Origin of the sequence: Lysobacter capsici (assembly GCF_018732085.1) — a bacterium.
Taxonomy (GTDB): domain Bacteria; phylum Pseudomonadota; class Gammaproteobacteria; order Xanthomonadales; family Xanthomonadaceae; genus Lysobacter; species Lysobacter capsici_A.
The window spans coordinates 571547-598495 of record NZ_CP076103.1 but is presented as its reverse complement, the minus strand read 5'-3'; the positions used below and the strand labels follow the sequence as shown (position 1 = coordinate 598495).

Genomic DNA, 26949 nt, shown 5'->3' with positions numbered 1-26949 from the left:
TGTGGATTCGCGGTCGCAGCTTGCGCAGCTCCTACAGGGGCTGCGGGAAGTTTCGGCGGGGGTTGAAGAATCTGTGCGGTCGCGTCATTGGTGCGTCATCCGACTGTAGGAGCGGCGCGAGCCGCGACCGCGCCATTACGGCTACGGCGAAACTTGCGCAATTGATGCGGATTCGCGGTCGCAGCTTGCGCAGCTCCTACAGGGGCTGCGGGGAGTTTCATCGGCAGTTGAAGAATCTGTGCGGTCGCATCATTGGTGCGTCGTCCGACTGTAGGAGCGGCGCGAGCCGCGACCGCGCCATTGCGGCTACGGCGAAACTTGCGCAATTGGTGCGGATTCGCGGTCGCAGCTTGCGCAGCTCCTACAGGGGCTACGGGAAGTTTCGTCGGGGTTGAAGAATCTGTGCGGTCGCGTCATTGGTGTGTGACCCGACTGTAGGAGCGGCGTGAGCCGCGACCGCGCCGTTGCGGCTGTGAGGAAACTTGCGCAATCGGCGCGAACTCGCGGTCGCAGCTTACGCAGCGCCTACAGGCCGCTGCGGGTCGATGCGTCGGTGCGGGCGGCGTTCGTGCTCAACCGGTGTTCTGCACCCCGGCCGCGATGCCGTTGACCGTCGCCACCAAGGCCTGCTGCAAGCCGTCGTCCGGCCGCCCCGCCGCGCGCCAGCGCGCCAGCAGGTCGACCTGCAACAGGCTGATCGGGTCGACGTACGGGTTGCGCAGGCGAATCGACTGACGCAGACGGTGATCGCCCAGCAACAGTTCTTCGCTGCCCTTGATCGTCAGCACCGCGCGGCGGGTGCGCTCGAATTCCTCGGCGATGCCGGGATGGAAACGCGCGTGCAAATCGCCTTCGGGCAAGTCGGCGGCGAGCATCGAATAGCGTTCGAAGATCGCCGGGTCGGACTTGGCCAGGACCATTTCCAGATCGTCGATCAAGGTGCCGAAGAACGGCCAGTCGCGCGCCATCTCGGCCAATGCGTCGCGGCCGTGTTCGGCCAGCGCGCGTCCCAGGCCGGTGCCGACGCCGTACCACGCGGTCAAACCGGCGCGGTTCTGCGACCAGGCGAATACCCACGGTATCGCGCGCAGCGAACCGATGTCGCCGACGCCGGCGCGCTTGGCCGGGCGCGAGCCGATGCGCAGCCGCTCGATCACGTCGATCGGGGTGGCGGCGCGGAAATACGCCGGGAACTGCGGGTCTTCATGCACCAGCGCGCGGTAATGCGCGCGCGCCTGCTGGGCCAATTCGGCGGCGATCGCGCGCCAGCCGGCTTCGCGCGGTTCCGGCGCGCGCGGACGCAGGGTCGCGCGCAGCACCGCGCCGGTGGTCTGTTCGAGATTGCGCAGCGCCAGCGCGCGGATGCCGTACTTGCGATGGATCACTTCGCCCTGCTCGGTCAGACGCAGGTAACCGTCGACCGAACCGCGCGGCGCGGCGATCACCGCGCGCTCGGTCTTGCCGCCGCCGCGGCTGATCGAACCGCCGCGGCCGTGGAAGAACGCGATCCGCACCTGGCTGTCGTGGGCCAGCGCGGTCAGCGCGATCTGGGTCTGCTGCAAGGCCCAGCGCGAGGCGACCATGCCGCCGTCCTTGGCGCTGTCGGAATAACCGAGCATCACCACCTGGCGATTGCCGCGCGCGCGCAAGTGAGCGCGGTACATCGGATCGGCGAACAAGGCGCGCAAGGTGTCGGCGGCGGCGTCGAGGTCGTCGACGGTTTCGAACAGCGGCGCGACATCCAACGGCACGCGGCCGTCGCCATCGACGCAACCGGCGGTTTTCGCCAGCGCGAGCACCGCCAGCGCGTCGGCGGCGCTGCGGCTCATGCTGACGATGTACGGCCCGAACGCGCGCTCGCCGTAACGCGGACGCAGCCGCGCGACCGCGCGGAACACCTCAAGCGTGGACTGCGCGGCATTGGCCGCGGCGCGCGCGGGCGGCGCGTCGCCGTCGAGCAAACTGTGCAGACGGGTGGCGCGCGCGGCCACGTCCAGCGATTCCCAATCGGGCATATCGAGCAGCGCGGCCAGCGCGGCATCGTGGGTGCCCGAATCCTGGCGCAGGTCCAGGCTGGCCAGATGGAAACCGAAGCATTCGGCGCGGCGGCGCAGGCGGCGCACCGCGAAACCGCCGGCATGCTCGCCCTGATTGGCGGCGAGGCTGCGTTCGATCAGGGCGATGTCGGCCAGAAACGCAGGCGCGTCGGGATAGCCATGCACGCTTTCCTCGACCGTGGCCTGCAGGCGCGCGGCCATCAGGCTCAGCAGGTTGCGGTACGGCATGTCGGCGTGGCGCGGCTTGAGCAGCGCGGCCGCCTTCGGCAGTTGATAGCGGTAATCCTCGACCCGCGCGAGCACCGCGTCGTCGATGCGCACGCGGGTCACCGACTGGCTGAGCAGTTCGGCCAGCGAGGCCAGGTCGTTGCGATACGCATTGAGCACCAGCGCGCGCTGGCCGGACAAGGTCGCGGCGATGGTGTCGGCGCCGACGTTCGGATTGCCGTCCATGTCGCCGCCGACCCAGGTGCCGAAGCCGAGCACGTCGGGCAAGGCCGCGCCGCCTTCGAAGCGCTCGCCGTAGATTTCGCGCAGCGCGTCCTCGAAGGTTTCGTAATACACCGGCAGCACCCGGTACAGCACGTCGGACAGGTAGAAGCCAACGTGTTCGAATTCGTCGGCAACGCTGGGCTTGGCCGCGGGCGCTTCGGCGGTCTGCCAGCTCGCGGTCAGGGCCAGGCGGATGCGTTCGCGGTCGGCGCGGCGTTCGGTGGGGGTGCGGTTACGGTCGATGTCGGCGACCAGGCAGCCGACGATGGTGCGTTCTTTCTCCAGCAGCGCGCGTCGCACCGCTTCGGTCGGATGCGCGGTGAACACCGGTTCGATCCGCAGCCGCGGCAGCAATGCGGCCACTTCTTCGGCGCTGACGCCTTGCCGTGCGAGCAGGCCGATCGCGTCGCGCAGGCCGCCGGGCTGTGCGCCGGCGCCGCTGCGTTCGTAGTCGCGGCGGCGGCGGATGCGATGCACGCGCTCGGCCAGATTGACCGCCTGGAAATAGGTGGCGAAGGCGCGCACCAGATCGCTGGCCTGGTCCAGATCGATATCGGCCAGCACTTCGGCCAGGGCGCCGATCGGCGCCTGCGCCTCGCGGCGGCGGATCGCGGCGCGGCGCAGACGCTCCACATCGTCGAGAAAGGCCGGACCGCGCTGTTCGGCGAGGATTTCGCCGACCAGGGCGCCCAGGGTCTTGACGTCGTCGCGCAGCAAGGCGTCGGTGGAGGCGAAATCAACCGCACGCAGCGGTTCGTCGCTGGTATCTAGGAGGACATTCATGCTTGAAGGCTACAGCAGGTCATGCGCGATGTGCCGACGGTTGCAGGTGTGACGGATTGGCGACAGCGATCCGGCCGAACGCCGCCGCGCGCTGCAGGCCCGGGTACGTTCGCGGTCGTGCCTGGCCTACGCCGCGAATGCACGGGCGATCGCGCCGCCGGCGAGGCGACGAGCGGCGCCGCAACCCCCTGGCGCGTTGCGACCGGAATCACGAAACTATCGGCCGTCCGTTTTGCCCCTCTTTCGCAAGGATCGCGTCATGCCGTACCTCGGCCTGGGTTTGCACGTCATCGTCGCGCTGTGCTTCGCCGTGCATGTCGTGCGCAGCGGCCAGGACCGCTACTGGTTGATGATTCTCTTCATGTTCCCGCTGCTGGGCAGCGTGGTCTACGGCGTGGCGATCTGGCTGCCGGACCAGCGCCACACCCGCCACGGCCGCGCCTTGGCCGGCAACGTGCGGCGCCTGCTCGACCCGGGCCGCGAACTGCGCGAAGCGCAGGACGCCTACGAGACCGCGGCCACCACCGACAACCGCATGCGCTTGGCCGATGCGCTGCTCGGCGCCGATCGCGCCAGCGACGCGCTGCCGCTGTACCGCGCCGCGCTCAGCGGCATCCATCGCGACGATCCGCACATCCAGGTCAAGCTCGCCCATGCCCTGCTGGAAGCCGGCGACGCCGCGCAGGCGCGGCAGACGCTCGAGGACCTGATCGCGCGCAAGCCGGAGTTCCGTTCGCCCGAAGGCCATCTGACCTATGCGCGCGCGGTCGCGGCGAGCGGCGACAAGGCCAAGGCGAAGGAAGAATTCGAGGCGCTGGTCGGTTACAGCAGCGGCTTCGATGCGCACGTGCATTACGTCGAATGCCTGATCGGCTGGGGCGACCTGCGCCGCGCGCGCGAGTTGTGCGAGCAGGCGCAGGCGCGGGCCAAGCGCTTGCCGGCGTATGCGCGGCGGATGAACAAGCCGGCGCTGGATCGGCTCAAGGAATTGGGCAAGCGCGCGGAGAGCATGTGAGGCATGACGATCTGAGCGGACAGCGTCGGGGCTGACGCCCCTCCCACAAAAGACCTCGCAGGGTCGACCACTTTTGTGGGAGTGGCCTGTTTTGAAAGCAGCCCCTTCCACCTAAAGACAGGCATCGCCGCGAGATCTTTTGTGGGAGGGGCTTCAGCCCCGACGCTCTTGTTTCAGCTCGCAGCGCTCCCGCCCAGCAACTCGCCCAGCCAATCGCGCACCCGCTCCAGCCGTCCGCTGCCCTGCGCCTGCGGCAACCACGCCAGATACAGCCGCTTGACCTGCGCCGGATACGGCGAAGGCAGCGTGCGCAATTCGCCGCTGGCCAGGCGATCGGCGATCAGCCGCGGATACATCAGCGCGATGCCCTGCCCGGCCAGCGCGGCGCTGATCGCCGGCATCGGCGAGGACAGGCTCAGGTGCGGCAGGGGCCAGGTCGACGGATCGTCGCCGAACCACGCCGGCCAATCGTGACGCCAACCATCGCTGACCACATGCAACACGCGCACGCCCGGCGTCGCATCCTGCCACCAGCGCTGTGGGTCCAGGCGCGCGATCAGCTCCGGGGAGGCCACCGGCAACAAGCCTTGTTCGAACAGCAGCTCACCCTGCAGCCCCTGCTCGCGCGGATCGCCGTGCATCAGCAGCGCGTGCAGGCGCCCCTGGGCCAGATCCGCCGCCGCGGCCGGACAGAACAGCTGCAGGTCGAAGCCGGCGTCGGCGCCGAATTCCTCGATCCGCGGCAGCAGCAGGCTCACGCTGAGGCTGGTCGGCGCGCCGAGCACCAGCCGCCGGCTTTCGTCGCTGCGCAGGCGCAAACGCGCGGTCGCCGCTTCGATCTGCTCGAAGCCGGCGATCAAGGCCTCGCCGTATTCGCGGCCCAGCGCGGTCGGCCGGGCGCGTCCGCCGCCGCTGCGGTCGAGCAGGCGCAGGCCGAAGGCTTCTTCCAGGTGCTGGACGTGCTGGCTCAGCGCGGCGTGGCTCAGATGCAGGTGTTCGGCGGCTCGGCGCATGCCGTCGTGGCGGATTACGGCGGCGAAGGCTTGCAGGGCTCGCAGGGGTGGCAGGCGCCTGGGGGATTGCGGGTCTGTGGTCATTTTTACTTACCACCGGCGTGGGTTTTGTTGATTTTTAAAGGCAGCTGGTGAGCCTATCTTTACCATATGTCTGCTGCTCCTCTGATTTCTTCGGCTGTACCTCCGCCGTCCCGTCCCTTGGCTGTTCGCGCCGGCCTCATGGCCTCCGCCTCGATCTGCCTGGCGCTGCTCGGGTTGCTCAGCCGCTACACCCGCGGCTTGCCGCCGGAGCTGGTCACCTGGCTGCGCTTCGCGATCCCCGGCCTGATCCTGGTCGGGCTGGCCCGGCGCGAGGACTGGCGCGCGGTGTGGTCGTTCGCCGACCGGCCCGGTTGGGTGCGCGCGGTGGCGGTGATCGTGTCGCAGGGCTGCTTCGTGCTCGCGGCGATGCGCGGCGACCTGCTGCACGCGGTGCTGCTGTACAACACCGGGCCCTTGTTCATTCCGCTGATCGCGCGCGCCTGGCTCGGCGAGCGCCTGCAACCTTCGACCTTGTACGGCCTGGCGGTCGGGTTCGCGGGTGTGCTGGTGGTGCTGCAGCCCGGCCGGCACGGGCTCGACGCCAATGCGCTGGTGTCGCTGTTCGGCGGCTTCGCGATGGCCGGCTCGCAGGTGCTGTTCTACCGCAGCGCCCAGCATCAGCCGCCGTTTCGCACCCAGTTCAAGCTGTACCTGCAGGCGGCGATGGTCGGCCTGCCGTTGGCGCTGATCGCGTGTTGGCGCATGCCGGCGCAACCGTTCGCCGCGCAACCGCCGCTGGTGTTGGCGCTGGCCCTGCTCGGTATGGCGGCATGCAGCCTCGGCAGTCAGTCGCTGCGCGACCTCGCGTACCGCGGCATGGACAACGCGTCCACCCTGGCTCCGCTTATGTATGTCGCGGTGCCCGTCAGCGCGGCGCTGGACTGGCTGCTGTTCGGGCATGCGGCGCGCGCGGCGACCTTGATCGGTGCGGCGTTGATCGTGGCCGGCGCGATCGCTGCGCTGCGCGGTAATCGCCGTGCGGCGCCGGTCGCCGCGAATTCGAACGCCGGAGGTTCTGCGTGAGCATCCCGGGTAAGAGCAAATCCCCCCTGCCCCCTTTTTCAAAGGGGGAAAAGGCTCGGGATGGGGAGAGTACGAAGCAAGGACGATGACGCGCGCTTGTTCGTGATGCACGGTTTCACCACGCCACCCCACGATCGCACCGCCTGCGCCCCCTCCTTTGGAAAAGGAGGGCTGGGGAGGATTCGCTTTTCGCGCAGACGCGACACGACCACCAGAAAGCGACCTGCCTTCAACAGCGAAACAAGCTCGCTGCCAGGCAACCGTGTGGCGTACCTCGCGGCCACAGGCGAATGCGCGCACCGCCAAGCGCACGCGGCACCAAAACGCAGTCACCGCCCGCACCCAACCTCAGTACGCGAATTCCTTGAACACCGGATCCACGCTGCCGCCCCACGCCCCATGGAACAGCTCGAGCTTGCGTTCGGCCGGGCTCTTGCCCATCGCGACGAACTCGGTCAGCGGTTCGAGATAGATCGATTCGTCCGCGCCGTTGTGGTTCAAGCGTGCGCGGCGCTTCAACCCGTGCGCGGAAATCTCCAGCGCGCGTCGCGCCAGATCCAGCACCTTGCCGTCGCGGAACGGCAGGTGGAAACCGTGCTGCGGCACGCCGTCGCGCAAGGCGTGGCGCTCGGCCGGGGTGAAGTCGAGCACCAGGTCCCAGGCCGCGTCGAGCGCATCGGCGTCGTACAGCAGGCCGACCCAGAACGCCGACAGCGCGCAGATCCGGTTCCACGGGCCCGAGTCGGCGCCGCGCATTTCCAGATACTTCTTCAGCCGCACTTCCGGGAACGCGGTGGTGGTGTGGTCGGCCCAGTCCTTCAAGGTCGGGCGCTGGTTCGGATACGCCGGCAGCTTGGCTTCGAGGTAATCGCGGAACGACTGCCCGGCCGCGTCGATGTAATTGCCGTCGCGGTACACGAAGTACATCGGCACATCGAGCAGGTAATCGACATAACGCTCGTAGCCGAAGCCGTCCTCGAACACGAAATCGAGCAGGCCGGTGCGGTCGCGATCGGTATCGGTCCAGATGTGCGAGCGGTACGACAGATAGCCGTTCGGCTTGCCTTCGGTGAACGGCGAATCGGCGAACAGCGCGGTCGCGATCGGCTGCAACGCCAGCGACACGCGGAACTTCTTCACCATGTCGGGCTCGTCGCGCACGTCGAGGTTGACCTGCACGGTGCTGGTGCGGGTCATCATGTCCAGGCCGAGCGAGCCGACCTTGGGCATGTAGTCGCGCATGATCTTGTAGCGGCCTTTCGGCATCCACGGCATTTCGTCGCGGCGCCACTTGGGCTGGAAGCCCATGCCGAGAAAACCCAGGCCCATCGGCTCGGCGACGGTGCGCACTTCGCGCAGGTGGGTCGCCGCTTCCACGCAGGTGTCGTGCAGGGTCGCCAGCGGCGCGCCCGACAGTTCCAGCTGACCGGCCGGCTCCAGCGACACCGAGGCGTCGTCGCGGGTCAGCGCGATCACCCGGCCCTTTTCCTCGACCGGCGACCACCCGAACTGGACCAGGCCCTTGAGCAAGGCCTCGATGCCGCGATCGCCGTCGAAGGTCGGCGGCCGCAGGTCGTCGGTGCGGAATCCGAATTTCTCGTGTTCGGTGCCGATCTTCCAATCCGACTCCGGGCGCACGCCCGAGGCCAGGTAATCCACCAGCACGGCGCGCGCGCCGCCCTTGATGTCGGGAATCTCGAGATCCTTGACCTGGCTGGGACCGGACACATCCACCTCGCTGAGAAAAACCTGCTGCAAGGCACTATGCCCTGCTCGCGCATCGCTGCGCGGAATCCGCGCCCGCCAACCCAGCGGACGCGGCCGGCGCCTCAACGGGCGAGGACCGGCGCAAACCTGACGACCTACCTTGCCTCAGTTTCGGGTCTGGATATGCGGCACCTCGCCTACAATCGCAAGACCCCCGGCAGTGTAGACCCCGCCTTGCACCGAACAACGTCCGCCTTGCAACGCTATGGTGCGGCCTTGCCACTGGCGCTGGCGTTGCTGTGGCTGATAGCGCCGGGCGCGCGGGCGCAGGCCGCCGCGACGATGCTCGAACGCGGCAACGGCCCGGAGCCGAGCACATTGGACGCCCACCGCTGCCAGGAAGTCGCCTGCGGCAACGTGCTGCGCGACCTGTACGAAGGCCTGGTCACCGAGGACGCGCGCGGCCGGCTGATCCCGGGCATGGCGCAGCGCTGGTCGGTCTCGGCCGACGGCCGCAGTTGGACCTTCACCCTGCGCGAGGGCCTGCAATGGAGCAACGGCGAGCCGATCGACGCGAACCAGATCGTCGCCAGTTTCCGCCGCGCGTTCGCTCCGGCCACGGCCGCGCCGTTCGGCGAACTGTTCGACGCGCTCGACAACGCGCAGGCGGTGCAGGCCGGCAAACTGCCGCCGCAGCGGCTCGGCGTGAGCGCGAGCGACGCGCGCACCGTGGTGTTCCGCTTGAACCGCAGCGCCGGCTTGCCGGCCTTGCTGACCTTGCCGATCGCGTTCCCGGTGTATCTGCCCGCGGTCGAACAGTACGGCGCGCAACATACGCGACCGGGGCGATTGGTATCGAACGGTGCGTACCGGTTGGCCGCGTGGACGCCGCAGGCCAACCTGGTGGTGGAGAAGAACCCGCGTTTCCACGACGCCGCCGCGGTCGCGATCGAACGCGTGCGCTTCCAGGTCACCGAAGACGCCGCGGCCGAACTGCAGCGCTTCGCCGCCGGCGACCTGCACATCACCGAGGTGGTGCCGCCGCAGCCGTTGCCCGCCTTGCGCAAACGCTTCGGCACGCAACTGCGCTTGTCGCCGTACCTGGGCGCGTTCTGGCTCGGCATCAACCTGACCCGCCCGCCGCTGCGCAGCGCCGCCTGCGCGACGCCGCCTTGCGAGGATCGCGAACTCGCGCTGCGGCGCGCGCTGACCCTGGCGATCGATCGCGACAAACTCACCCGCTACGTCACCGGCCTGGGCGAAACCCCGGCCTACGGCATCGTTCCGCCCGGCATCGCCGGCTATACGCCCGCGGCGATGCCGTGGCGGTCGTTGAGCCAGGCCGAACGCGAAGCGCATGCGCGTGCGCTGTACCGGCATGCGGGGTATTCGGACGACAAGCCGTTGGTGATCGAACTGCGCTACAACACCTCGACCCCCCACCGGCGCCTGACCCTGGCGGTCGCCGCGATGTGGCGGCAGACCCTCGGCGTGCAGGTGCGATTGCGCAACGAGGAATGGAAAGTGTTCGTGCAGAACCGCAAGCAGCGCACCATCACCCAGGTGTTCCGCGGCGGCTGGATCGGCGACCTGGCCGATGCGCGCAACTTCCTCGCCGCGTTCGGCAGCGACGGGCCGCTGAACTGGATGGGCTACGACGACGCGGGTTATCGCGAACGCCTGGCCAAGGCCGATGCGGCGCATTCGGAAGCCGCGCGCAACGCCTGGCTGCGCGCGGCCGAACAGCGCCTGTTGAACGACAACGCGGCGATTCCCTTGTATTTCTACAGCTCCAAACATCTGGTCGCCGGCAACGTGCGCGGCTTCGAAGCCAACGCCCTCGATCGCCACGCCAGCCGCTGGCTGAGTCTGTCGCCATGACCTCACCGCCATGACCAAACCGCAATCGCGCAGCCGCTATCCCGAACGCCATCGCTCCGAGCGCGTGGGCTGGCTGCGCGCGGCCGTGCTCGGCGCCAACGACGGCATCGTCTCGATCGCCGGGCTGGTGGTCGGCGTCGCCGCCAGCGGCGCATCGCCGGCCGCGATCCTGACCAGCGGCATCGCCGGCACCGTCGCCGGCGCGATGTCGATGGCGGCCGGCGAATACGTGTCGGTGCAATCGCAGGCCGACACCGAACGCGCCGACATCGCGGTGGAGCAGCGCGAACTCGACGACGATCCGCAAAGCGAACTGGACGAACTCGCGCGCATCTACGTGCAGCGCGGGTTGAGTCCGGAGCTCGCGCACGAAGTCGCGCAACAGCTGACCGCGCACGATGCGCTCGGCAGCCATGCGCGCGACGAACTGGGCATCACCGACACCTTGCGTGCGCGGCCGGTGCAGGCGGCGCTGACTTCCGCGGCGGCGTTCGTGACCGGCGCGGTGCTGCCGATCGCCGCGGTGCTGCTGGCCCCGACCGGCCGAACCGAAGCGGTCGCGATCCCGATCACCCTGATCGGCCTGTCGATCTCCGGCGCGCTCGCGGCCTGGACCGGCGGCGCACCGGTGCTGCGCGGCGCGCTGCGGGTCGCGTTCTGGGGCGCGCTGGCGATGGCCGCGGCGAGCGTGGTCGGCCGCCTGTTCGACGTACACGTCTGATGCGCGGCGACTCCTTGCCCGCACGCTTCGCCTCGCGCCTGCTGGAAGCGCTGATCACCCTGCTGTTGCTGGCGACGCTGTGCTTCGCCCTGCTGCGCGCCGCGCCGGGCGGACCGTTCGACACCGAGAAAGCCGCGCCGCCGGAAGTGCAGGCCGCGCTCGACGCGCAATACCGGCTCGATCAACCGCTGCCGATGCAATACCTGGGCTGGCTCGGCGACGCGCTGCGCGGCGACCTCGGGCCGTCGTTCCAATACCCCGACTACACCGTCAATCAACTGATCGCCAACGCGCTGCCGGTGTCGGCCTTGAACGGCGGCCTTGCGTTGCTGCTGGCGGTGTTGATCGGCGTGATCGTCGGCGTGTGGGCGGCCTTGCGCGCCGGCGGCTGGACCGATCGCGCGCTGATGCTGCTCGCCGGTCTCGGCCTGGCGGTGCCCAAGTTCGTGGTCGCGCCGCTGCTGGTGCTGCTGTTCGCGGTCACGCTGCACTGGCTGCCGGCCGGCGGCTGGGGCGACTGGAACAACGTGGTGCTGCCAGTGATCGCGCTGGCGCTGCCCAACATCGCCTACTGCGCGCGCCTGACCCGCGCCTCGATGCTCGACGTGCTGTCGGCCGACTACCTGCGCGCGGCGCGCGCGCGCGGCCTGTCGGACACCCGCCTGCTGTTCGCGCACGCGCTCAAGCCGGCATTACTGCCGGTGGTGGCGTGGCTGTCGCCGGCGCTGATCAACGTGGTCACCGGTTCGGCGGTGGTCGAGCAGGTGTTCGGCATTCCCGGCATGGGCCGCTACTTCGTCCAGGGCGCCTTGAACCGCGACTACACCCTGGTGCTCGGCGTGGTGCTGGTGATCGGCGCGCTGATCGTGGCGATCAACGTGGTGGTGGATGCGTTGCGGGGGTGGATGGATCCTCGTTGAAGCGGCGGGAATCGGGAATGGGGAATCGGGAATCGGCTCCGCCTGCCGCGACGCTCAGCTTTCCGATTCCCCATTCCCGCTTCACCGCTACACTCGCCCCATGCGCAAGAAGTCGAAAGCCACCTCGCTCGACATCGCCCACCTGGCCGGCGTGTCCCAGGCCACGGTGTCGCGCGTGCTCAGCGGCAGCACCCTGGTCAACGCCGAGACCCGCAAGCGGGTCGAAGCGGTGGTGCGCGAGCTCAACTACAAGGTCGACCGTCACGCCTCCAGCCTGCGCCGGCAACGCTCCGGCACCCTGGCGATGCTGCTGTTCGAGGACCCGACCCCGGACGAATCGCACATCAACCCGTTCTTCCTGTCGATGCTCGGCTCGATCACCCGCGCCTGCGCGCGTCACGGCCAGGACTTGCTGATCTCGTTCCAGCAGCTGTCCGACGACTGGGCCGGCGACTACGAAGACAGCATGAAGGCCGACGGGCTGATCCTGCTCGGCTACGGCGATTACCTCGCCTATCAGGGCAAGTTGCAGAAACTGGTCGAGCAAGGCACCCGCTTCGTCCGCTGGGGCGCGGTGTTGCCGGACCAGCCGGGGTTGTCGATCGGTTGCGAGAACATCGGCGGCGGCCGCCAGGCCGGCGCGCATCTGGTCTCGCTGGGACGCAAGCGGGTCGCGTTTCTCGGCGACGCGTCCACCCACTACCCCGAATTCCTCGATCGCTTTCTCGGCTGCGAGGGTGCCTTGCGCGACGCTGGTTTGCTGATGGATCGCGCGTTGCAGGTCGACGCGGAAAGCTCCGAGGACGCCGGCCACGCCGCCGCGCGCGCACTGATCGCGCGCGCGCTGCCGTTCGACGCGGTGTTCGCGGCGAGCGACCTGATCGCGCTGGGCGCGATGCGCGCGCTGACCGAAAGCGGGTTACGCGTGCCCGAGGACGTGTCGGTGATCGGCTTCGACGACATCCCGATGGCGCGCTTCGCCCATCCGCCGCTGACGACGATTTTCCAGGACACCAAGCAGGCCGGGGAATTGCTGGTGGACACGCTGATGAGGTTGGTGCGCGGGGAGGCGGCGGAGAGTATCCGGTTGCCTACGACGTTGGTGGTGCGCAAGTCGTGTGGGGCGGAGTGAGGCGGGTGGGTAGTTGGGTTTAGTTGCGTCGTTGGCTGTTGGTTATTGGTCGTTGGCATTTGGTCGTTGGCTGTTGGCTGTTGGCCATGCTGTCCGCCAGTTCGCCAGCTTCACGCTCCGAGTCACCAGTCACCAGTCACCAGTCACGACAATCCTACCTACCGTCATTCCCGCGAAGGCGGGAATCCAGTGCCTTTGGTGCGAGAACGCCTGAAGTCACTGGATTCCCGCGTTCGCGGGAATGACGGTCTGGAAGGATGGCGCTAAAGGCTCTGGATTCCCGCCTTCGCGGGAATGACGTCCTGCAAAGATGACGCTAAAGCCTCTGGATATTCGGCTCCGCCGAAGTAAAGCGGAGCCCGCCTTCGTGGGAATGACATTCTGGTGAGATAACGCCGAACTCAACCAGCCCACTCAACGCCGCCGCGCACGCTTCATCGCATGATCCAGCGCCACCCGAAGATCCTCGCGAACCACCGGCCGATCCAGCACATACACCTCGACCCCATGCGCAGGCACCGAAGCGCGAAGCGCCCCACCCTCGGCCACGTCCACCTCGCCCCCACCCAAGGCCGCACGCCAACGCCCGGCCTGCAGATACTCGCGCACCTCGAACTGCGCCGCCGCATCGCCCTTGTTGAGCAGCACCAGGGCGATCTGCGATTGCCCGGCATGCTCGTACGCCCGATAGAACACCGCCCGATCGCCGCGCAACTCAACATTCAACTGCAGGCCGCGCTGCAAGGCCGGCGAGGCTTCGCGCACCTTCGCGATGCGTTTGAGCGATTCGCGAATCGGATTGCCGCGCGCCGCATCGATGCGCGCCTGTCCGAAATAGTTGCGATTGCCCGCATGCTCCGCATGCCCACGCTCGAACCCGACCTCCGAGCCGTAATAGATCACCGGAATCCCGCGCGCAGTAAACAGCCAATGGTGCGCATCGATGAAGCCCTCGTCGCTGGCATCCAGGCGCGGCATGTCGTGATTGTCGTAGAACGTCATCAGCTCGTACGGGTTCGCGTACGGCCCATCGGTCAGATACAGCCGCTCGGCCAACAGCGCGAAATCGCCGCGCTCGCGCCCGAACACCTGCGCCATCCGCTCCTTGAGCGGAAAGTCGAGCACGCTGACCCCGCCGTTGCTCGCCCAGGTGAACGGCGCGATGTTCTCGGCCTTGTAGTCGAAGGCTTCGCCGAACATGAAGAAGCCCGGCCGCTTGGCGCGGATGCGATCGGAGAATTTCTTCCAGAAGGCCGGCGGCATATGCCGGATGGTGTCGATGCGGAACGCATCGGCGCCCTGGTCGATCCATTGCGAATACGCGCCGACAAAATAGTCCATCACCGCCGGATTGGTGTCGTCGATGTTCGACAGCTGCACCAGGTCCTTTTCGTTATGAAAGAACCGGTGCAACGGGTTGTGTACGGGGTCGAGTTGCTCCGGCGCCAGGTTCTGGTGATCGGCGACCAGCACGCCGTCGCGATAGATCTCGCCGTACTTGGGCTGATCGACCGGCATGGTGAACGACGGCGAGCCGTGATTGGCGACGATGTCGAGCACGGTCTTCAGGCCATGGCGCTTGAGCCCTCGGGTCAGCCCGGCGAAATCCAGGTCGCGGCTCGGCAGATGCTCGTCGAGCCGATAGAAGTCCACGCCCCAGTAACCGTGGTAGCCGGTCTTGCCGCGATCCTGGAACGCGCCGCCCCAGGTCACCGCATCGCCGCCGGTGAAGGCCTGATCCGGGTTGTCGACGATCGGCGTCAGCCACACCGCGCCGAAACCCATGTCGCGAATGTAAGCGGCGTTGTCGAGCAGACCTTTGAAGTCGCCGCCGAGGTAGCCGATGTTGTCGCTCTGTCCGGGCGGCGCGCCCGCAACCGGACGATCGAAGGTCCGCGTCGCCGGGTCCGGCCCGCCCTGCTCGCGCTGGTCGTTGCTGGTGTCGCCGTTGACGAAACGGTCGGTGACGACGAAGTACACCGCATCGCTCGCCATCGGCTCCAAGGTGCCGTAGTAGTCTCGCGACGGTTTCGCGTCGCGCGCGCCATGCGCGCAGGCGGCCAACGCCAGACTCAGGACCGCGATAGTCAAAGCCTTCATGCGCGCGCCTGCGCGGCACTGGCCAAGTCTTCGGCCCGACCCGGCTCGCGTACCCACAGCACGCACACGCCGGCCAGGAACAGGCTCACGCCGCCGATCACCAGCGCCATCGCCGGCTGCCCGCCGAACAGATGCTTGAGCAGAAAACCGAGCAGGCTCGCCGCGACCAATTGCGGAATCACGATGAAGAAATTGAAGATACCCATGAACACGCCCATCTTCGCCACCGGCACGCTGTCGGACAGCATCGCGTACGGCAGCGACAGGATCGAGGCCCAGGCGAAACCGACCCCGAGCATCGACAGCAGCAACCATTGCGGATCGCGGATCAACGCGATCGAGATCAACCCGGCGCCGCCGAGAAACACGTTGAACAGATGGCTCCAGCGCAGGCCCCAGCGGCGGGTCATCGGCGGGATCACGATCGCGGCCAGCGCGGCGAAACCGTTGTAGGCGGCGAACAACACGCCGACCCAGTTCGCGCCGTCGTTGTACGCGGCCGAGGCGGTGTCGCTGCTGTGGTAATGCAGTTGGGTGACCGCCGGCGTGGTGTAGATCCACATCGCGAACAAGGCGAACCAGGAGAAGAACTGCACCACGGCCAGCCGCAGCATCGTGGTCGGCATCGCCGCCAGATCGTCCATCACCGAGGCGAAGCCGCCCGCGTTGCCGACCATGCCGCGCAGCAGCAGCGTCAGCCCGAACGCGGCGATCAACGCGGCCAGCACATACAACTGCTTATCCCAGCCGAGCATCGAGATCGTGGTCGCGGCGATGCCGCCGACCACCATCCACGATGCGCCCAGCAGCAGGCAACGCACGCGGTCGCGATCGGGCCGCGCCAGCACCGGCGCCTCGTCGAAGGCGTGCAGCTGTTCCGGCGGGTATTCGCGCGTGCGCAGCACGGTCCAGCCGACCGACAGCAGCAATACCGCGCCGCCGAAGTAGAACGCATAGCGCACGGTGTCGGGCACCTCGCCGGGCCCGGCGGTGTTGCCGACGCCGAAGTGGGCGAGCGCGAACGGCAGCAGGCTGGCGATCACCGAGCCCACGCCGATGAAGAAGCTCTGCATCGCATAGCCGCTGGCACGCTGCTGTTGCGGCAGCTGATCGCCGACGAAGGCGCGGAACGGTTCCATCGAGATGTTGATCGACGCGTCGAGCATCCACAGCAGGCCGGCGGCGATCCACAACGACGGCGAGTTCGGCATCGCGATCAGCGCCAGCGTCGCGAGCACCGCGCCGATCAGGAAGTACGGCCGGCGGCGGCCGAGGCCGGTCCAGGTGCGATCGGACAGGTAACCGACGATGGGTTGCACGATCAGGCCGGTGAGCGGCGCGGCGATCCACAGCATCGGGATGTCGTCGATCGGCGCGCCCAGCGTCTGGAAAATGCGACTGACGTTGGCGTTCTGCAGGGCGAAGCCGAACTGGATGCCGAGAAAGCCGAAGCACATGTTCCAGATCTGCCAGAACGAGAGCTGCGGCTTGCGGGAGGGGACGCGTTGGCTGTCGGTCATGGGCTCGATACTGGCACGAAGTTAAGCGTGGCTACGCGGGCTTCGGCTGGCAAAAGCGAATCCCCCTCAATCCCCCACACGACGGGGGAAGACAAGCGCGAGCAGGCAGTACTACGACGCGAATCGGAAGAAACGTCGCACGCTCGGATACGACGAATCGTCAAGACAACACTCAACGGTTCTCGCCCTTCGAAAAAAGCGACCGAAGCCACTCCTTCATAGGCGGCGATCGCGACCGCCGATCAAGCCAGACCCCGGCGGTTCCCCCTACTCCCTCTCCCGCTTGCGGGAGAGGGCTGGGTGAGGGCCAACGAACTGGAAACCTACGTCGCAAGCCAGATTCGCGCGCCCTCATCCGGCCCTTCGGGCCACCTTCTCCCGCAAGCGGAAGAAGAATCCGAGAACAGGGCATTTGTCTTTATCCGCAAATCCCGCGCCCATCAGAACTGCGACGAGAACCGCACCCCATACATCCGCGGCGTATTCAAATAACGAATATTGGTCGCGTTGTTGACGAAACCCTTGCCCGAGTACACCTCGTCGGTGAGGTTGGACACGAAGCCGTCGATGCGGAACTGATTGTCGCTGCCGAAGTTCAGGCCGGCCGATACGTTGACGGTGACGAAGCCGTCGACATCGTCGCGCATCGCCAGGCCGTTGGCCGGGCCGCCGCCCGCTGCCGGGTTGGAGCCGTTGTTGAACGGCATGTCGCGCAGCGGGATCTCGATCACGTTGCCGTTCGCGTCCTGACCGAAGCCGCGGCTGTTGAACGCGGTCAGGTAGTAATCGGAGCGGTAGGTCAGGTTGATCGTCCAGTCGAACGAGGACAGCGCGCCGCGGCCGATGTCGATGGTCTGCGACAGGCTGACGTTGGCGTTGTACTTCGAGGTGTTCGGCAGGCGGTTGCCGTCCAGCGGCACGATCAGGCCCAGGCCGCCCGAACGCGTGTCGAGCACGTTCGACTCGTCGAAGGTCGCGTCCAGATAGGTGAAGTTGTAGCCCAGGTTGAAGCCGTGCGGCAGGCCGACCCGGCCTTCCAGTTCCAGGCCCAGCACGCTGGCGTTGGCGGCGTTGTCGTTGAACACCTGGCGGCTGGTCGCGTTCGGATTGGTCGGCGTCGGCGCCGGCACGTCGATCAGGTTCTGCAGCACCTTGTTCTTGTAGTCGTAGTAGAACACCGACGCGTTCAAGCGCACCGGGGTCTCGCCCCAGACGTAGTCGCCCTTGATGCCGGCTTCGTACGAGGTCAGTTCTTCGGGTTCGAAGGTCGGCGCCAGCGCGCTGCCGTCGTTGAGCAGCAACGGCCGGTTGATGCCGCCCGAACGGGTGCCGGTGGACACGGTGCCGTACACCATCACCTGCGGATTGAGGTCGTATTCGAAGCCCACCCGCCAGTCGACGTAGCTATCTTCGTAAATATCTTCGCTGCGGCCATTGGGGAAGTCCGAACGCGCGATCACCTGGATCTGGTCGCGGTTTTGCTGCAGGAACTGCTGCCAGTTGTCTTGGGCACCGAAGTTCTGGATACCGCCGAGGAAATAGTCCAGCGTGTTGCCGCCCGGCCCGCAACGCAGGTCGGCCGGAGACCAGCCGGTGCAGATGCTCGGCGCGCCGCCGCCGCGATTGCCCGGAGGCGCCAGGCGGAAGCCCGGCGAACCCAGGATCAGGCCGGTGGTGTAGGGATTGGTCGCGGTGTTGATCGGCTGGCCGGTGAACTGCGCGAACAGTTCCTCGGGAATGATGAACTGGTATTTGACGTTGGATTCGCGCGCGATCTTCTTGTCGCGGGTGTAGCGGATGCCGCCGATCAGGCGCAGCGAATCGGTCGCGGCGAAACTGAAATCGGCATACGCCGCATTGGATTCGACCTTGGAATTGTCGCCGCGGTTCTCGCCGCCCAGGCCGTCCTGGTAACCGCAGATCGTGCCCGGACGCCACCAGTCGCAATCGCCGAAGTAGCCGTTGCCGACGTCCCACGAGGTGTAGTCGTATTTTTCTTCGTAGTTGAACAGGCCCGCCGACCAGATCACCCGGCCGGTGTCGCCGAAGAAACGCAGTTCGTTGATGGTCGAGCTGGATTTGTCGGCCTGGTAGAACGTGTCGTACCAGTCCAGGCGCTCGGGATTGAAATAGGCTTCGCGCTCGGAGCCGGGGTACACCGGGCCGAGCTGCCACTCGCGCGAGGCGTTGCGGTTGTAGAAATCGTACTTGCGGTACGAGGTGTTGAACTCGACCGAGATCTTGTCGTTGAAGGCGTAGGTGAAGGTGCCGGCGATGCCTTCGATGTCGTTGGTGGTGCTGCCCTGGGTACGGAAGTACTGCTTGAACGGATCGTCCAGGTCCTTGATGTCGTAACCCGCCGACAGGCCGCGCTCGGCGAACAGGCCCGGGTCGCCGGTGCCGCGCTCGGTGACCTTGTCGAGCATCACGAACGCGGAGAACTTGTCGTTGGGTTCCCACAGCATCGACAGGCGCGCGGCCTGGTTGTCGAGCGCGCTCGGGCCTTCGGCGTCGAACAGCGACTTGGGATAGCCGTTGCTGATGTAGGAGGAACGCTCCTCGTCGAACAGCGCCGCGCGCAGCGCGAAGGTCTCGCCGATCGGCAGGTTGAGCACGCCCTCGGCGGTGGTGAAGTCGTAGTTGCCGGCGCCGACCTTGAGCCCGCCGCTGGTCACGCCGAGCTCCGGACGCTTGGAGATCACGTTGATCGAGCCGCCGGTGGCGTTGCGGCCGCGCACCGTGCCCTGCGGGCCCTTGTTGACCTCGATGCGGTCGACGTCGAAGAACATCGGCCCGATCGAGCGCGGACGCGGCAGGTAGATGCCGTTGTAGTAGGTCGCCACCGACGGATCGGAGGAGAAGTCCGAATCGGCCGCGCCGATGCCGCGCAGGAAGATTTCGTACTTGCCTTCCTGTTTGGTGATCTGCAAACCGGGCACCACGGCCTGCAGGTTGCGGAAGTCGGTGTTGATGCCGAGCTTGGTCAGATCCTCGCCGCTGAACGACTGGATCGTGCCGGCGTACTTCTGGATCGACTGCACGCGGCGGTTGCCGGTGACCTGGACCGCGTCGAGTTCGTGCGCGGCGCTTTGCGCGGCCGGCGCCGTAGCCTGACCCGCAACCGGCGCGGCGTCCTGCGGCGCCGGCGCGTCGGCCGCCCACACCGTCCACGAACTGCACAGCCCCAGCGAGGCCAGGGCCATCGTCAACAGATGGCGATTGAATTGCGATTGCGGCGTGGCCGACTTGAGTCTCGACATGCTCCCCTCCAGAAGCGCTGTGTGTCGTCCGCGCGCGCACTGCGGCGCGCTGCGGTTGCCTGGGCGGCGTACGCCCTCGGTCTGAGGCGCATGTTAGGCAAGCGATCGCGCCCGCAGCGGGTTCTGCATACGTATTCATGGGATGAAGTCGCATTCATGTCGCACTTCGTCGGCCCGTTGCCGGGTGAATACGTATGCACAGGCTCGGGGCGCGCCGGTTCGCGGCGGTAAGCTGGCGTCCATCGCGGCGGTGCAGCACGAATGCCGCGACCGACCCCAGCATCGACATCCGAGGCGTCACTTGTCAGCCGTCAGCCTTTCCACCGATCCACACCCGCGCGACGACCTGTGGTGGCGCGGCGCGGTGATCTACCAGATCTATCCGCGCAGCTTCCGCGACCTCGACGGCGACGGCGTCGGCGACCTGCCCGGCATCATCGACAAGCTCGGCTATGTCGCCGACCTGGGCGTGGACGCGATCTGGATTTCGCCGTTCTTCAAATCGCCGATGGCCGATTTCGGCTACGACATCGCCGACTACCGCGCGGTCGATCCGCTGTTCGGCAGCATCGACGACTTCGACCGGCTGCTGGCCAAGGCGCATGCGCTGGGCCTGAAGGTCATGATCGACCAGGTGCTCAGCCACACCTCCGACGAGCACGAGTGGTTCAAGCGCAGCCGCGAAAGCCGCGACAACGACTACGCCGACTGGTACGTGTGGGCCGACGCGCGCGAGGACGGCACCGCGCCGAACAACTGGATGTCGCTGTTCGGCGGCGTCGCCTGGCGCTGGGAACCGCGCCGGCAGCAGTACTACCTGCACAACTTCCTGTCGTCGCAGCCGGACCTGAATTTCCACAACCCCTCGGTGCGCGCGGCGGTGCTCGACAACGTGCGCTTCTGGCTCGACCGCGGCGTCGACGGCCTGCGCCTGGACGCGATCAACTTCTGCTTCCACGACGCGCAACTGCGCGACAACCCGGCCAAGCCGCCGGCGCAGCGGGTGGGCCGCGGCTTCAGCCCGGACAATCCGTACGCGTTCCAGTACCACCACTACAACAACACCCAGCCGCAGAATCTGGCGTTTCTCGCCGACCTGCGCGCGCTGCTGGACGAATACCCCGGCGCGGTGGCCCTGGGCGAGATTTCCTCGGAAGACTCGCTGGCGACCATGGACGAATACACCCGTCGCGGCCGCCTGCACATGGGCTACAGCTTCGAACTGCTGACCGACGACTACAGCGTCGCCCACATCCGCGACACCGTGCAGCGGCTGGAAGGCACGATGCGCGAAGGCTGGCCGTGCTGGGCGATTTCCAATCACGACGTGCAGCGCGTGGTCACGCGCTGGGGCCGCGGCGCCAGGCCGGCGCATTTCGCGACCATGCTCAGTGCGTTGACTTGTTCGCTGCGCGGCTCGGTGTGCGTGTATCAAGGCGAGGAGCTCGGCTTGCCCGAGGCCGAGGTGCCGTACGAATCCTTGCAGGACCCTTACGGCAAGGCGTTCTGGCCGACCTTCAAGGGCCGCGACGGCTGCCGCACGCCGCTGCCGTGGGACGCGAGCGAACGCGCCGGTTTCAGCACCGGCGAGGCGTGGTTGCCGATTCCGGCCAGCCATCGCGGGCTCGATGTCGCCACCCAGCACGCCGATCGCGATTCGATGCTCAACGGCTTCCGCCGTTTCCTGAGCTGGCGCAAACGCCATGCCGCGTTGCTCGACGGCGCGATCGCCTTCGTCGACAGCGCCGAGCCGGTGATCGCGTTCGTGCGCGGCGAAGGCAGCGAGGCGATGCTGATGGCGTTCAATCTCGGCGGCATTGAGGCCGGGCTCGAACTCGGGGCGATGACGGGCTGGTCCGCCGATTTGGGGCACGGCCTGCCGCAGGGCCGGGTCGTCGACGGGCGGCTGATCCTGCCGGCCTACGGCATCTACGCGGCGCGCGCCGGACGCTGATCGGCGCATCGGTTCTGCCTGCGCGCCGCGGCTGATGGCAGCGCGGCTTTCGTGCGTCGCTCCATCGCACCGATGCATACTTCGCCTGCGCGAGCGCGTCGCCGCGCGCCAGGGGGACTCGATGCAGATCGTCTATCACGCGGCCCATTCGGCCGACGCGCAGCTTGTGCGTGGCTTGTTGGCGCAGGAAGGAATCGAATCGTTCGTGTTCGGCGATGTACTGGAAGGCGGCGCCGACGTGTTGCCGGTCGGCGGCTCGGTACGGGTCGAAGTGGCCGACGAACATGTCGTCGAGGCGCGCGCGATCATCGAAAAATGGCAGGCGGCGGTGCCCGACGACGACGAGAAGGACGAGGCGCCCGACGATGGGCGGGGCGACACGGCCGCGGCCAAGCCCGACAAAGACGCCAACCTCTACGCACCGCTGCACCGTTCAAAACCCGCACGCAGCCGCTTCGGCGTACCCAGCCTCGTGCTCGCGCTGGTCGTCGGCGGAATCATCGGCGCCGTGCTGACCGGTGCCGCGAAACGGCCCGAACCGTTCACTGGACGCTACGATTTCGATGGCGACGGCAAAACCGATGAAACGGTCTTCTACAGCAACGGTCTGCCTGAGCGCATGGAAACCGACCGTAACCGCGACGGCAAGATCGACCAGATCGTGTATTACGAAGATGGGCTGACCTCGATCCTCGAACGAGACGACGACTTCGACGGTTACCGCGAAGGCAAAGGCGCCTATCGACACAACCAGCTGTCGAGTTACACCATCGACTACGACGGCGACGGCGAACCCGACTACCGCGATCGGTCCTTGTTCGACGTGGTGCAAGTGCAGGAATGGCAGGACAAGCAGGGTCGGGTCATCAAGCGCATGCGCTATGTCGGCGGTCGCCTGGTCGACGACCAGCTCGACCGCGATGGCGACGGCGTCATGGACATCGAGCGCAGCTACGATGCGATTGGTGAAGTCACAGCGACCCGGGCGCTGCCTCGGCCCTGAGCTGGCCGCGGCGCCTGCGCGCCGCGACGCAACGGGCAACCGTCCCCATCAGTTCGTCGGGACCCCGCGCGCCTCGCGCGGCGCAACCACCGGCGTGAGCGGCCGCACCGGCGTGGTCCGCGGCGGCAGCACCAGCGTGTCCAGCCGCTTCTGCGCGCCGGTGTTGCCCAGATCGGCGGCTTTCTTCAGCACGATCCTGGCTTCCTCGATGCGGCCCTGGCCGACATAGATCTCGCCCAGCCCGCTGAGCGCGGTGGCCCGGGCCTTGGGATCGTCGGCCGGCGCGTCCTTCACCGCCTGGGTCAGGGTTTGCTGCGCGTTGGCCAACTGGCCGTTCGACAACTGCTTCCAGCCGCACAGCGTCGCGTCGCCGCCGCTTTTGCACGGGTCCTGGCCGGCGCTGGACGCGGCGGCGATTTCCTCGGCCAGTTCCCTGGGCTGGCTGGCCAGCGCGGCGCTGCCGAGCGCGTTCTGCAGTTGCTGGTTGTTCTGCTGCAGGCCCTTGACCGACTCGATGATCGAATCGACCGAGATGTTGATGCTGCTGTTGTTGTCGGCGATCCGGATCGGCGCGTTCGGCGCCAGGGTCTGGCCGCTGTATTCGATCACCGGATCGGGCAGTTTCACCGCGGCGAAACGCGGCGAGAAGGTCAGGTAGACATTGGGCGTCACGCGTTCGCCGCCGCGCCAGCTCTTGAGCGTGTCGAAGCCGATCATCGCCACCACGACGATCGCGCCGATGCCCAGATACCAGCGCACGTTCTTGTTCTGTTCGGCGTTCTTGGTCTTGAGCAGCGCGTAGGCGCCGTAGGCGAAGAACAGCAGCGCGGTGCCGTAGGCGCCCGCGGCGAGGATGGTTTGCGGATCGGCAATCGTGTCCATGCGGTATCGCGTCCTGGGCCGGGGCCTGCACGGGCAGGCCGGGTCTTCGCGCCGATGCGCGAAGGTCCTTGAGTCACCCAGTCAGTAACGCGAAGCGTGGTGCGAAAGCGGCCAGCGGTCACAAACGCCGGCGGTCGGGAGGGACGCGGGTTCCAGCGCCTGTGCTTTTCGATCGCAGCGAAGGCACGAGGTTTTTTGTGGGAGGGGCTTCAGCCCCGATGCTTTTCGATCAGTGTTCGACACAAGCCAGAGATTCGCTGGCTGATCGCGATCTGAGAGGAGAGCGTCGGGGCTGAAGCCCCTCCCACATATGCCGTCCCTGCCACGCAGCCCCTGCCACGCAGCCCCTGCCGCGACGGCGATCGCGCGGCGCGATGGCCTACTCGTCCGACGGCGGCGGGAACAGCGCTTCGGGAATGGCCAGCGGCGTCGGTGCCACGCTCGGCAGCAACCCCAGCCAACCCATCACCTTCTCGCGCGCTTCGTCCACGCCCTGCTTGGACTCGCCGGAGAAGGTCTGCACGCTGACCGTGTCGCCGAAGGCCGCGTTCAATTCCTTGCGCACCATCATCAGCTGCTGCTGTTGCTGGCCGCGCCCGAACTTGTCGGCCTTGGTCAGCAGCGCGTGCGCCGGCAGGTCGCGGCTGACCGCGTAACCGAGCATCTGCCGGTCGTAGTCCTTGAGCGGGTGGCGGATGTCCATCACCACGACCAGCCCGCGCAGGGCCTGGCGGGTGCGGAAATAGCGGTCCAGGAACGCCTGCCAGTGCGCCTGCAGGTTCTGCGGCACCTTGGCGTAACCGTAACCGGGCAGGTCGACCAGGAACTTGTCCGGTTCCGGCGCCGGATCGGGGCCGCGGTAAGGCAGGCTGACGTCGAAGAACACCAGTTGCTGGGTGCGGCCCGGGGTCTTGGACACCCGCGCCAGCGCGTTCTGCTGGCACATGGCATTGAGCGCGCTGGACTTGCCGGCATTGGAGCGGCCGGCGAATGCGACCTCGAAACCGCCATCGGGCGGCAGTTGCTTGACGTTGTGCGCCGACATCAGATAGCGGGCGCGGGCGAGGTGGTTGGTCATGCGGGTAGGATCGCACGGCGCACCGGAATACTTGCCCTTCCGGTCACATCCGGGTGAACCCGCGTTGACCCGATCACGGCCGGCGAAGATAATTCCGAGGTTCCGGTGTCGGCCCAGCCGCCCCGTACCGCCTTTCAGCCAGCCTCTTCAGCAGCAAGCCAGCCCTGAAGCAACGAGTAGTTCGGAGCCCAGCTACATGAGCCAAGCCCGCGTCCTGAGCCTCGTCGGCCTCGCCGCCTTCGCGGTCGCCGCCGTTGCGTTCGCCCAGACCACGGTCACCCCGATTCCCGACAAGGAGCCGGTCCAGACCGCGCCGCTCAACGGCGGCCCGAAGGCCACCTGGGGCGACGTCAAGGCCGGCGCGACCAAGGCGGGCACCTGCGCGGCCTGCCACGGTCTCGACGGCAACCCGACCGACCCGCAGTACCCGCGCCTGGCCGGCCAGAGCGAGCGCTACATCGCCCACCAGATCGCCCTGTTCAAGACCGGCGAGCGCAATACCGGCATGGCCGCGGCGATGAAGCCCTTCGCCGACGCGCTCAGCGAGCAGGACGCGCGCGACCTGGGCGCCTACTTCGCGACCCAGAAGTCCGGCGCCGGCGTCGCCGACGACACGGTTGTGGCCTCGGGTCCGAACAAGGACAAGAAGTTCTACCAGATCGGCGAAGACCTGTTCCGCAGCGGCGACAAGGCCCGCGGCATCCCGGCCTGCATGGCCTGCCACGGCCCGGGCGGCGCCGGCAACCCCGGCCCGGCCTACCCGCACCTCGCCGGCCAGCAGGCGGCCTACTCCAAGCGTCGCCTGGAAGAATACCGCGCCGGGACCAGCACCCAGAAGGACCCGCATCTGTTCAACATCATGGCCAGCGTGGCTAAGTCGCTGACCGACGAAGAGATCGGTTCGCTGTCGAGCTACCTGCAGGGCCTGCACGAACGCGCCGACGACGTCGCCGCGGCCGACGCCCCGGCGGCCAAGCCGGCGGCCGCACCGGCTCCGGCGCCCGCCGCGGCTCCGGCCGCTGCGCCGGCGACCGCTCCGGCCGCGCCGGCCCAGCCCGCCAAGGGCTGATCGCCGAGCGTTCAGCGCGTCAAGGCAATACCCGGACGCCGGCCTGGCAACAGGCCGGCGTTTTTGTTGCCGGCGAAGGCGCCAGGCGCAACGCTTCGGCCACGATCCCGGCGCTCGCTTCGGCGATCGGCCCCGCCCGCGAGGCTGGCGCGACGATGTGGTCGAGGGCCAGGGTCGCGGCTTGTGAGCGCAGGAGATCGGCGCGGTGCGCGGCTCTCACCCCTGGGCCGGGATCGCGATCGGCCCTCATAAAGTGACGGCCATCACCGCCTGAGTGATCGGGAACTTCCCCGCCCTGCTTTGATCTCACTGCATACTCTTGGTTCTGCACGCCGGCCGTTATCCTTGGCGCCGGCGTTTTTTATGTTCCCCGGCCCAGCGCGAACCCCGTTCGCCGCGCGCCGGCCATCCCCACCGACGAGACCTACCGATGAACCTGCGCCTGGCCACCCTGCTGCTGCTCGCCGTGCTCCCCTTCGCCGCTTCCGCCGCGCCCAAGGCCGCCGCCGCGAGCGCCGCGCCCGTCGTGGGCGTGGATTACGTCGAGATCGAGGGCGGCAAGCCGTTCGCGCCGGTCAAGGGCAAGATCGAGGTGGTCGAAGTGTTCGGCTACACCTGCCCGCACTGCGCCCATTTCGAACCGCAGGTCGCGGCCTGGAAGGCCAAGCTGCCGAGCGACGTGAATTTCGTGCCGCTGGCCGCCCCGTTCGGCGGCTATTGGAATCCCTACGCGCAGGCCTTCTACACCGCGCAGGCGCTCAAGCTGGTGCCCAAGACCCACGAGGCCGTGTTCAAGGCCCTGCACGAAGAGCGCAGCCTGCCGATCCAGAACGCCTCGCCGGCCGAGATCGCCGCGTTCTACGCCAAGTTCGGCGCCGATCCGATCGCCTTCGCCGCGGCCATGAACGGCCCGGCCACCGCCAAGGCCATGGACCGCGCCAAGACCTTCATCATGGCCAGCGAAGTCGACAGCACCCCGTCGATGGTGGTCGCCGGCAAGTACCGGATCATCACCCAGAAGGGTTTCGACGACATGCTGCGCGTGGCCGATGGGCTGATCGCCAAGGAACGTGCTGCCGCCAAGCGCTGAGGCGCTTGACGGCTGGGAATCGGGAATCGGGAATGGGGAATCGGAAGATCAACAGCGACGACACGGGCTCTTGATCTTCCGATTCCCCATTCCCCATTCCCGATTCCCGGCTCCAACCTACACTCCACGTTCAGTCCCGCGGCCGCTATGCTGGCCGCCGCCCTT

At 67.5% G+C, this 26949-nt stretch carries 17 protein-coding genes and 2 pseudogenes; 10 read left to right on the top strand and 9 right to left on the bottom strand.

All coding sequences use genetic code 11. The features are described 5' to 3' along the window. Window positions 1-572: 572 nt before the first annotated feature. Entirely contained in the window at window positions 573-3332 is a 2760-nt protein-coding gene (gene ppc / locus KME82_RS02410) for a phosphoenolpyruvate carboxylase (RefSeq protein WP_215497111.1), read from the bottom strand. Between the two features lie 259 nt (window positions 3333-3591). Between ppc and KME82_RS02405 the strand changes: the two genes are divergently transcribed. Then, a complete protein-coding gene (locus tag KME82_RS02405; RefSeq protein WP_215497110.1) occupies window positions 3592-4347 on the top strand; it encodes a tetratricopeptide repeat protein in 756 nt (251 codons plus the stop codon). Window positions 4348-4520: 173 nt separating this feature from the next. Here KME82_RS02405 and KME82_RS02400 read toward each other — a convergent pair whose 3' ends face one another. Beyond that, window positions 4521-5444, bottom strand: coding sequence for a LysR family transcriptional regulator (locus KME82_RS02400; protein WP_215497109.1), 924 nt, complete (start codon window positions 5442-5444; stop codon window positions 4521-4523). A gap of 138 nt (window positions 5445-5582) precedes the next feature. On the opposite strand from KME82_RS02400, the gene KME82_RS02395 reads away from it, so the two are divergent. Next, on the top strand, window positions 5583-6467 hold the full coding sequence (locus KME82_RS02395; RefSeq protein WP_215497108.1) for a DMT family transporter: 885 nt from the start codon (window positions 5583-5585) through the stop codon (window positions 6465-6467). A gap of 348 nt (window positions 6468-6815) precedes the next feature. On the opposite strand, the gene KME82_RS02390 is transcribed toward KME82_RS02395, so the two are convergent. Next, window positions 6816-8195 (bottom strand): glutamate--cysteine ligase, encoded by a 1380-nt coding sequence (locus KME82_RS02390; protein WP_430538778.1) that lies wholly within the window; start codon window positions 8193-8195, stop codon window positions 6816-6818. A 234-nt stretch (window positions 8196-8429) separates the two neighbouring features. Between KME82_RS02390 and KME82_RS02385 the strand changes: the two genes are divergently transcribed. The 4 genes from KME82_RS02385 to KME82_RS02370 all read left to right on the top strand — a co-directional run bounded on the left by KME82_RS02385 (window position 8430) and on the right by KME82_RS02370 (window position 12828). Continuing rightward, entirely contained in the window at window positions 8430-10055 is a 1626-nt protein-coding gene (locus KME82_RS02385; protein WP_215497107.1) for a peptide ABC transporter substrate-binding protein, read from the top strand. 10 nt (window positions 10056-10065) lie between these two features. After that, entirely contained in the window at window positions 10066-10776 is a 711-nt protein-coding gene (locus KME82_RS02380; protein WP_215497106.1) for a VIT1/CCC1 transporter family protein, read from the top strand. Beyond that, the gene (locus KME82_RS02375; protein WP_215497105.1) at window positions 10776-11696 is read left to right on the top strand and encodes an ABC transporter permease subunit; all 921 of its coding nucleotides are present in this window, start codon (window positions 10776-10778) and stop codon (window positions 11694-11696) included. Before KME82_RS02380 ends, KME82_RS02375 begins: the two co-directional genes overlap by 1 nt. Window positions 11697-11796: 100 nt before the next feature. Next, window positions 11797-12828, top strand: coding sequence for a LacI family DNA-binding transcriptional regulator (locus KME82_RS02370; protein WP_215497104.1), 1032 nt, complete (start codon window positions 11797-11799; stop codon window positions 12826-12828). A 414-nt stretch (window positions 12829-13242) separates the two neighbouring features. Here the strand turns inward: KME82_RS02370 and KME82_RS02365 are convergent, their stop codons facing one another. From KME82_RS02365 to KME82_RS02355, 4 genes and pseudogenes are all read right to left on the bottom strand, one after another. Continuing rightward, window positions 13243-14928, bottom strand: coding sequence for an alpha-amylase family glycosyl hydrolase (locus KME82_RS02365; protein ID WP_215497103.1), 1686 nt, complete (start codon window positions 14926-14928; stop codon window positions 13243-13245). After that, window positions 14925-15560: pseudogene (locus tag KME82_RS26965) on the bottom strand (MFS transporter); the annotation flags it as partial. The pseudogene KME82_RS26965 and the gene KME82_RS02365, both read right to left, overlap by 4 nt. Window positions 15561-15680: 120 nt before the next feature. Next, window positions 15681-16385 (bottom strand): annotated as a pseudogene (locus KME82_RS26960) (MFS transporter); the annotation flags it as partial. A gap of 503 nt (window positions 16386-16888) precedes the next feature. Then, window positions 16889-19708, bottom strand: a complete 2820-nt coding sequence (locus tag KME82_RS02355) for a TonB-dependent receptor (protein WP_215497101.1) — start codon at window positions 19706-19708, stop codon at window positions 16889-16891. A gap of 301 nt (window positions 19709-20009) precedes the next feature. On the opposite strand from KME82_RS02355, the gene KME82_RS02350 reads away from it, so the two are divergent. Beyond that, the gene (locus tag KME82_RS02350; RefSeq protein ID WP_252255595.1) at window positions 20010-21662 is read left to right on the top strand and encodes an alpha-amylase family glycosyl hydrolase; all 1653 of its coding nucleotides are present in this window, start codon (window positions 20010-20012) and stop codon (window positions 21660-21662) included. 121 nt (window positions 21663-21783) lie between these two features. Further along, entirely contained in the window at window positions 21784-22665 is an 882-nt protein-coding gene (locus tag KME82_RS02345) for a DUF2007 domain-containing protein (RefSeq protein WP_215497099.1), read from the top strand. A gap of 48 nt (window positions 22666-22713) precedes the next feature. Here KME82_RS02345 and KME82_RS02340 read toward each other — a convergent pair whose 3' ends face one another. Next, window positions 22714-23547 (bottom strand): tetratricopeptide repeat protein, encoded by an 834-nt coding sequence (locus KME82_RS02340; RefSeq protein WP_215497098.1) that lies wholly within the window; start codon window positions 23545-23547, stop codon window positions 22714-22716. A gap of 379 nt (window positions 23548-23926) precedes the next feature. Then, a complete protein-coding gene (yihA, locus tag KME82_RS02335; protein WP_215497097.1) occupies window positions 23927-24625 on the bottom strand; it encodes a ribosome biogenesis GTP-binding protein YihA/YsxC in 699 nt (232 codons plus the stop codon). A gap of 196 nt (window positions 24626-24821) precedes the next feature. Here yihA and KME82_RS02330 point away from each other — a divergent pair, with 196 nt between their 5' ends. After that, complete coding sequence (locus KME82_RS02330) at window positions 24822-25694, top strand: c-type cytochrome (RefSeq protein WP_215497096.1); 873 nt, start codon at window positions 24822-24824, stop codon at window positions 25692-25694. A 430-nt stretch (window positions 25695-26124) separates the two neighbouring features. Continuing rightward, complete coding sequence (locus tag KME82_RS02325; protein ID WP_215497095.1) at window positions 26125-26784, top strand: thiol:disulfide interchange protein DsbA/DsbL; 660 nt, start codon at window positions 26125-26127, stop codon at window positions 26782-26784. Window positions 26785-26949 lie beyond the last annotated feature (165 nt).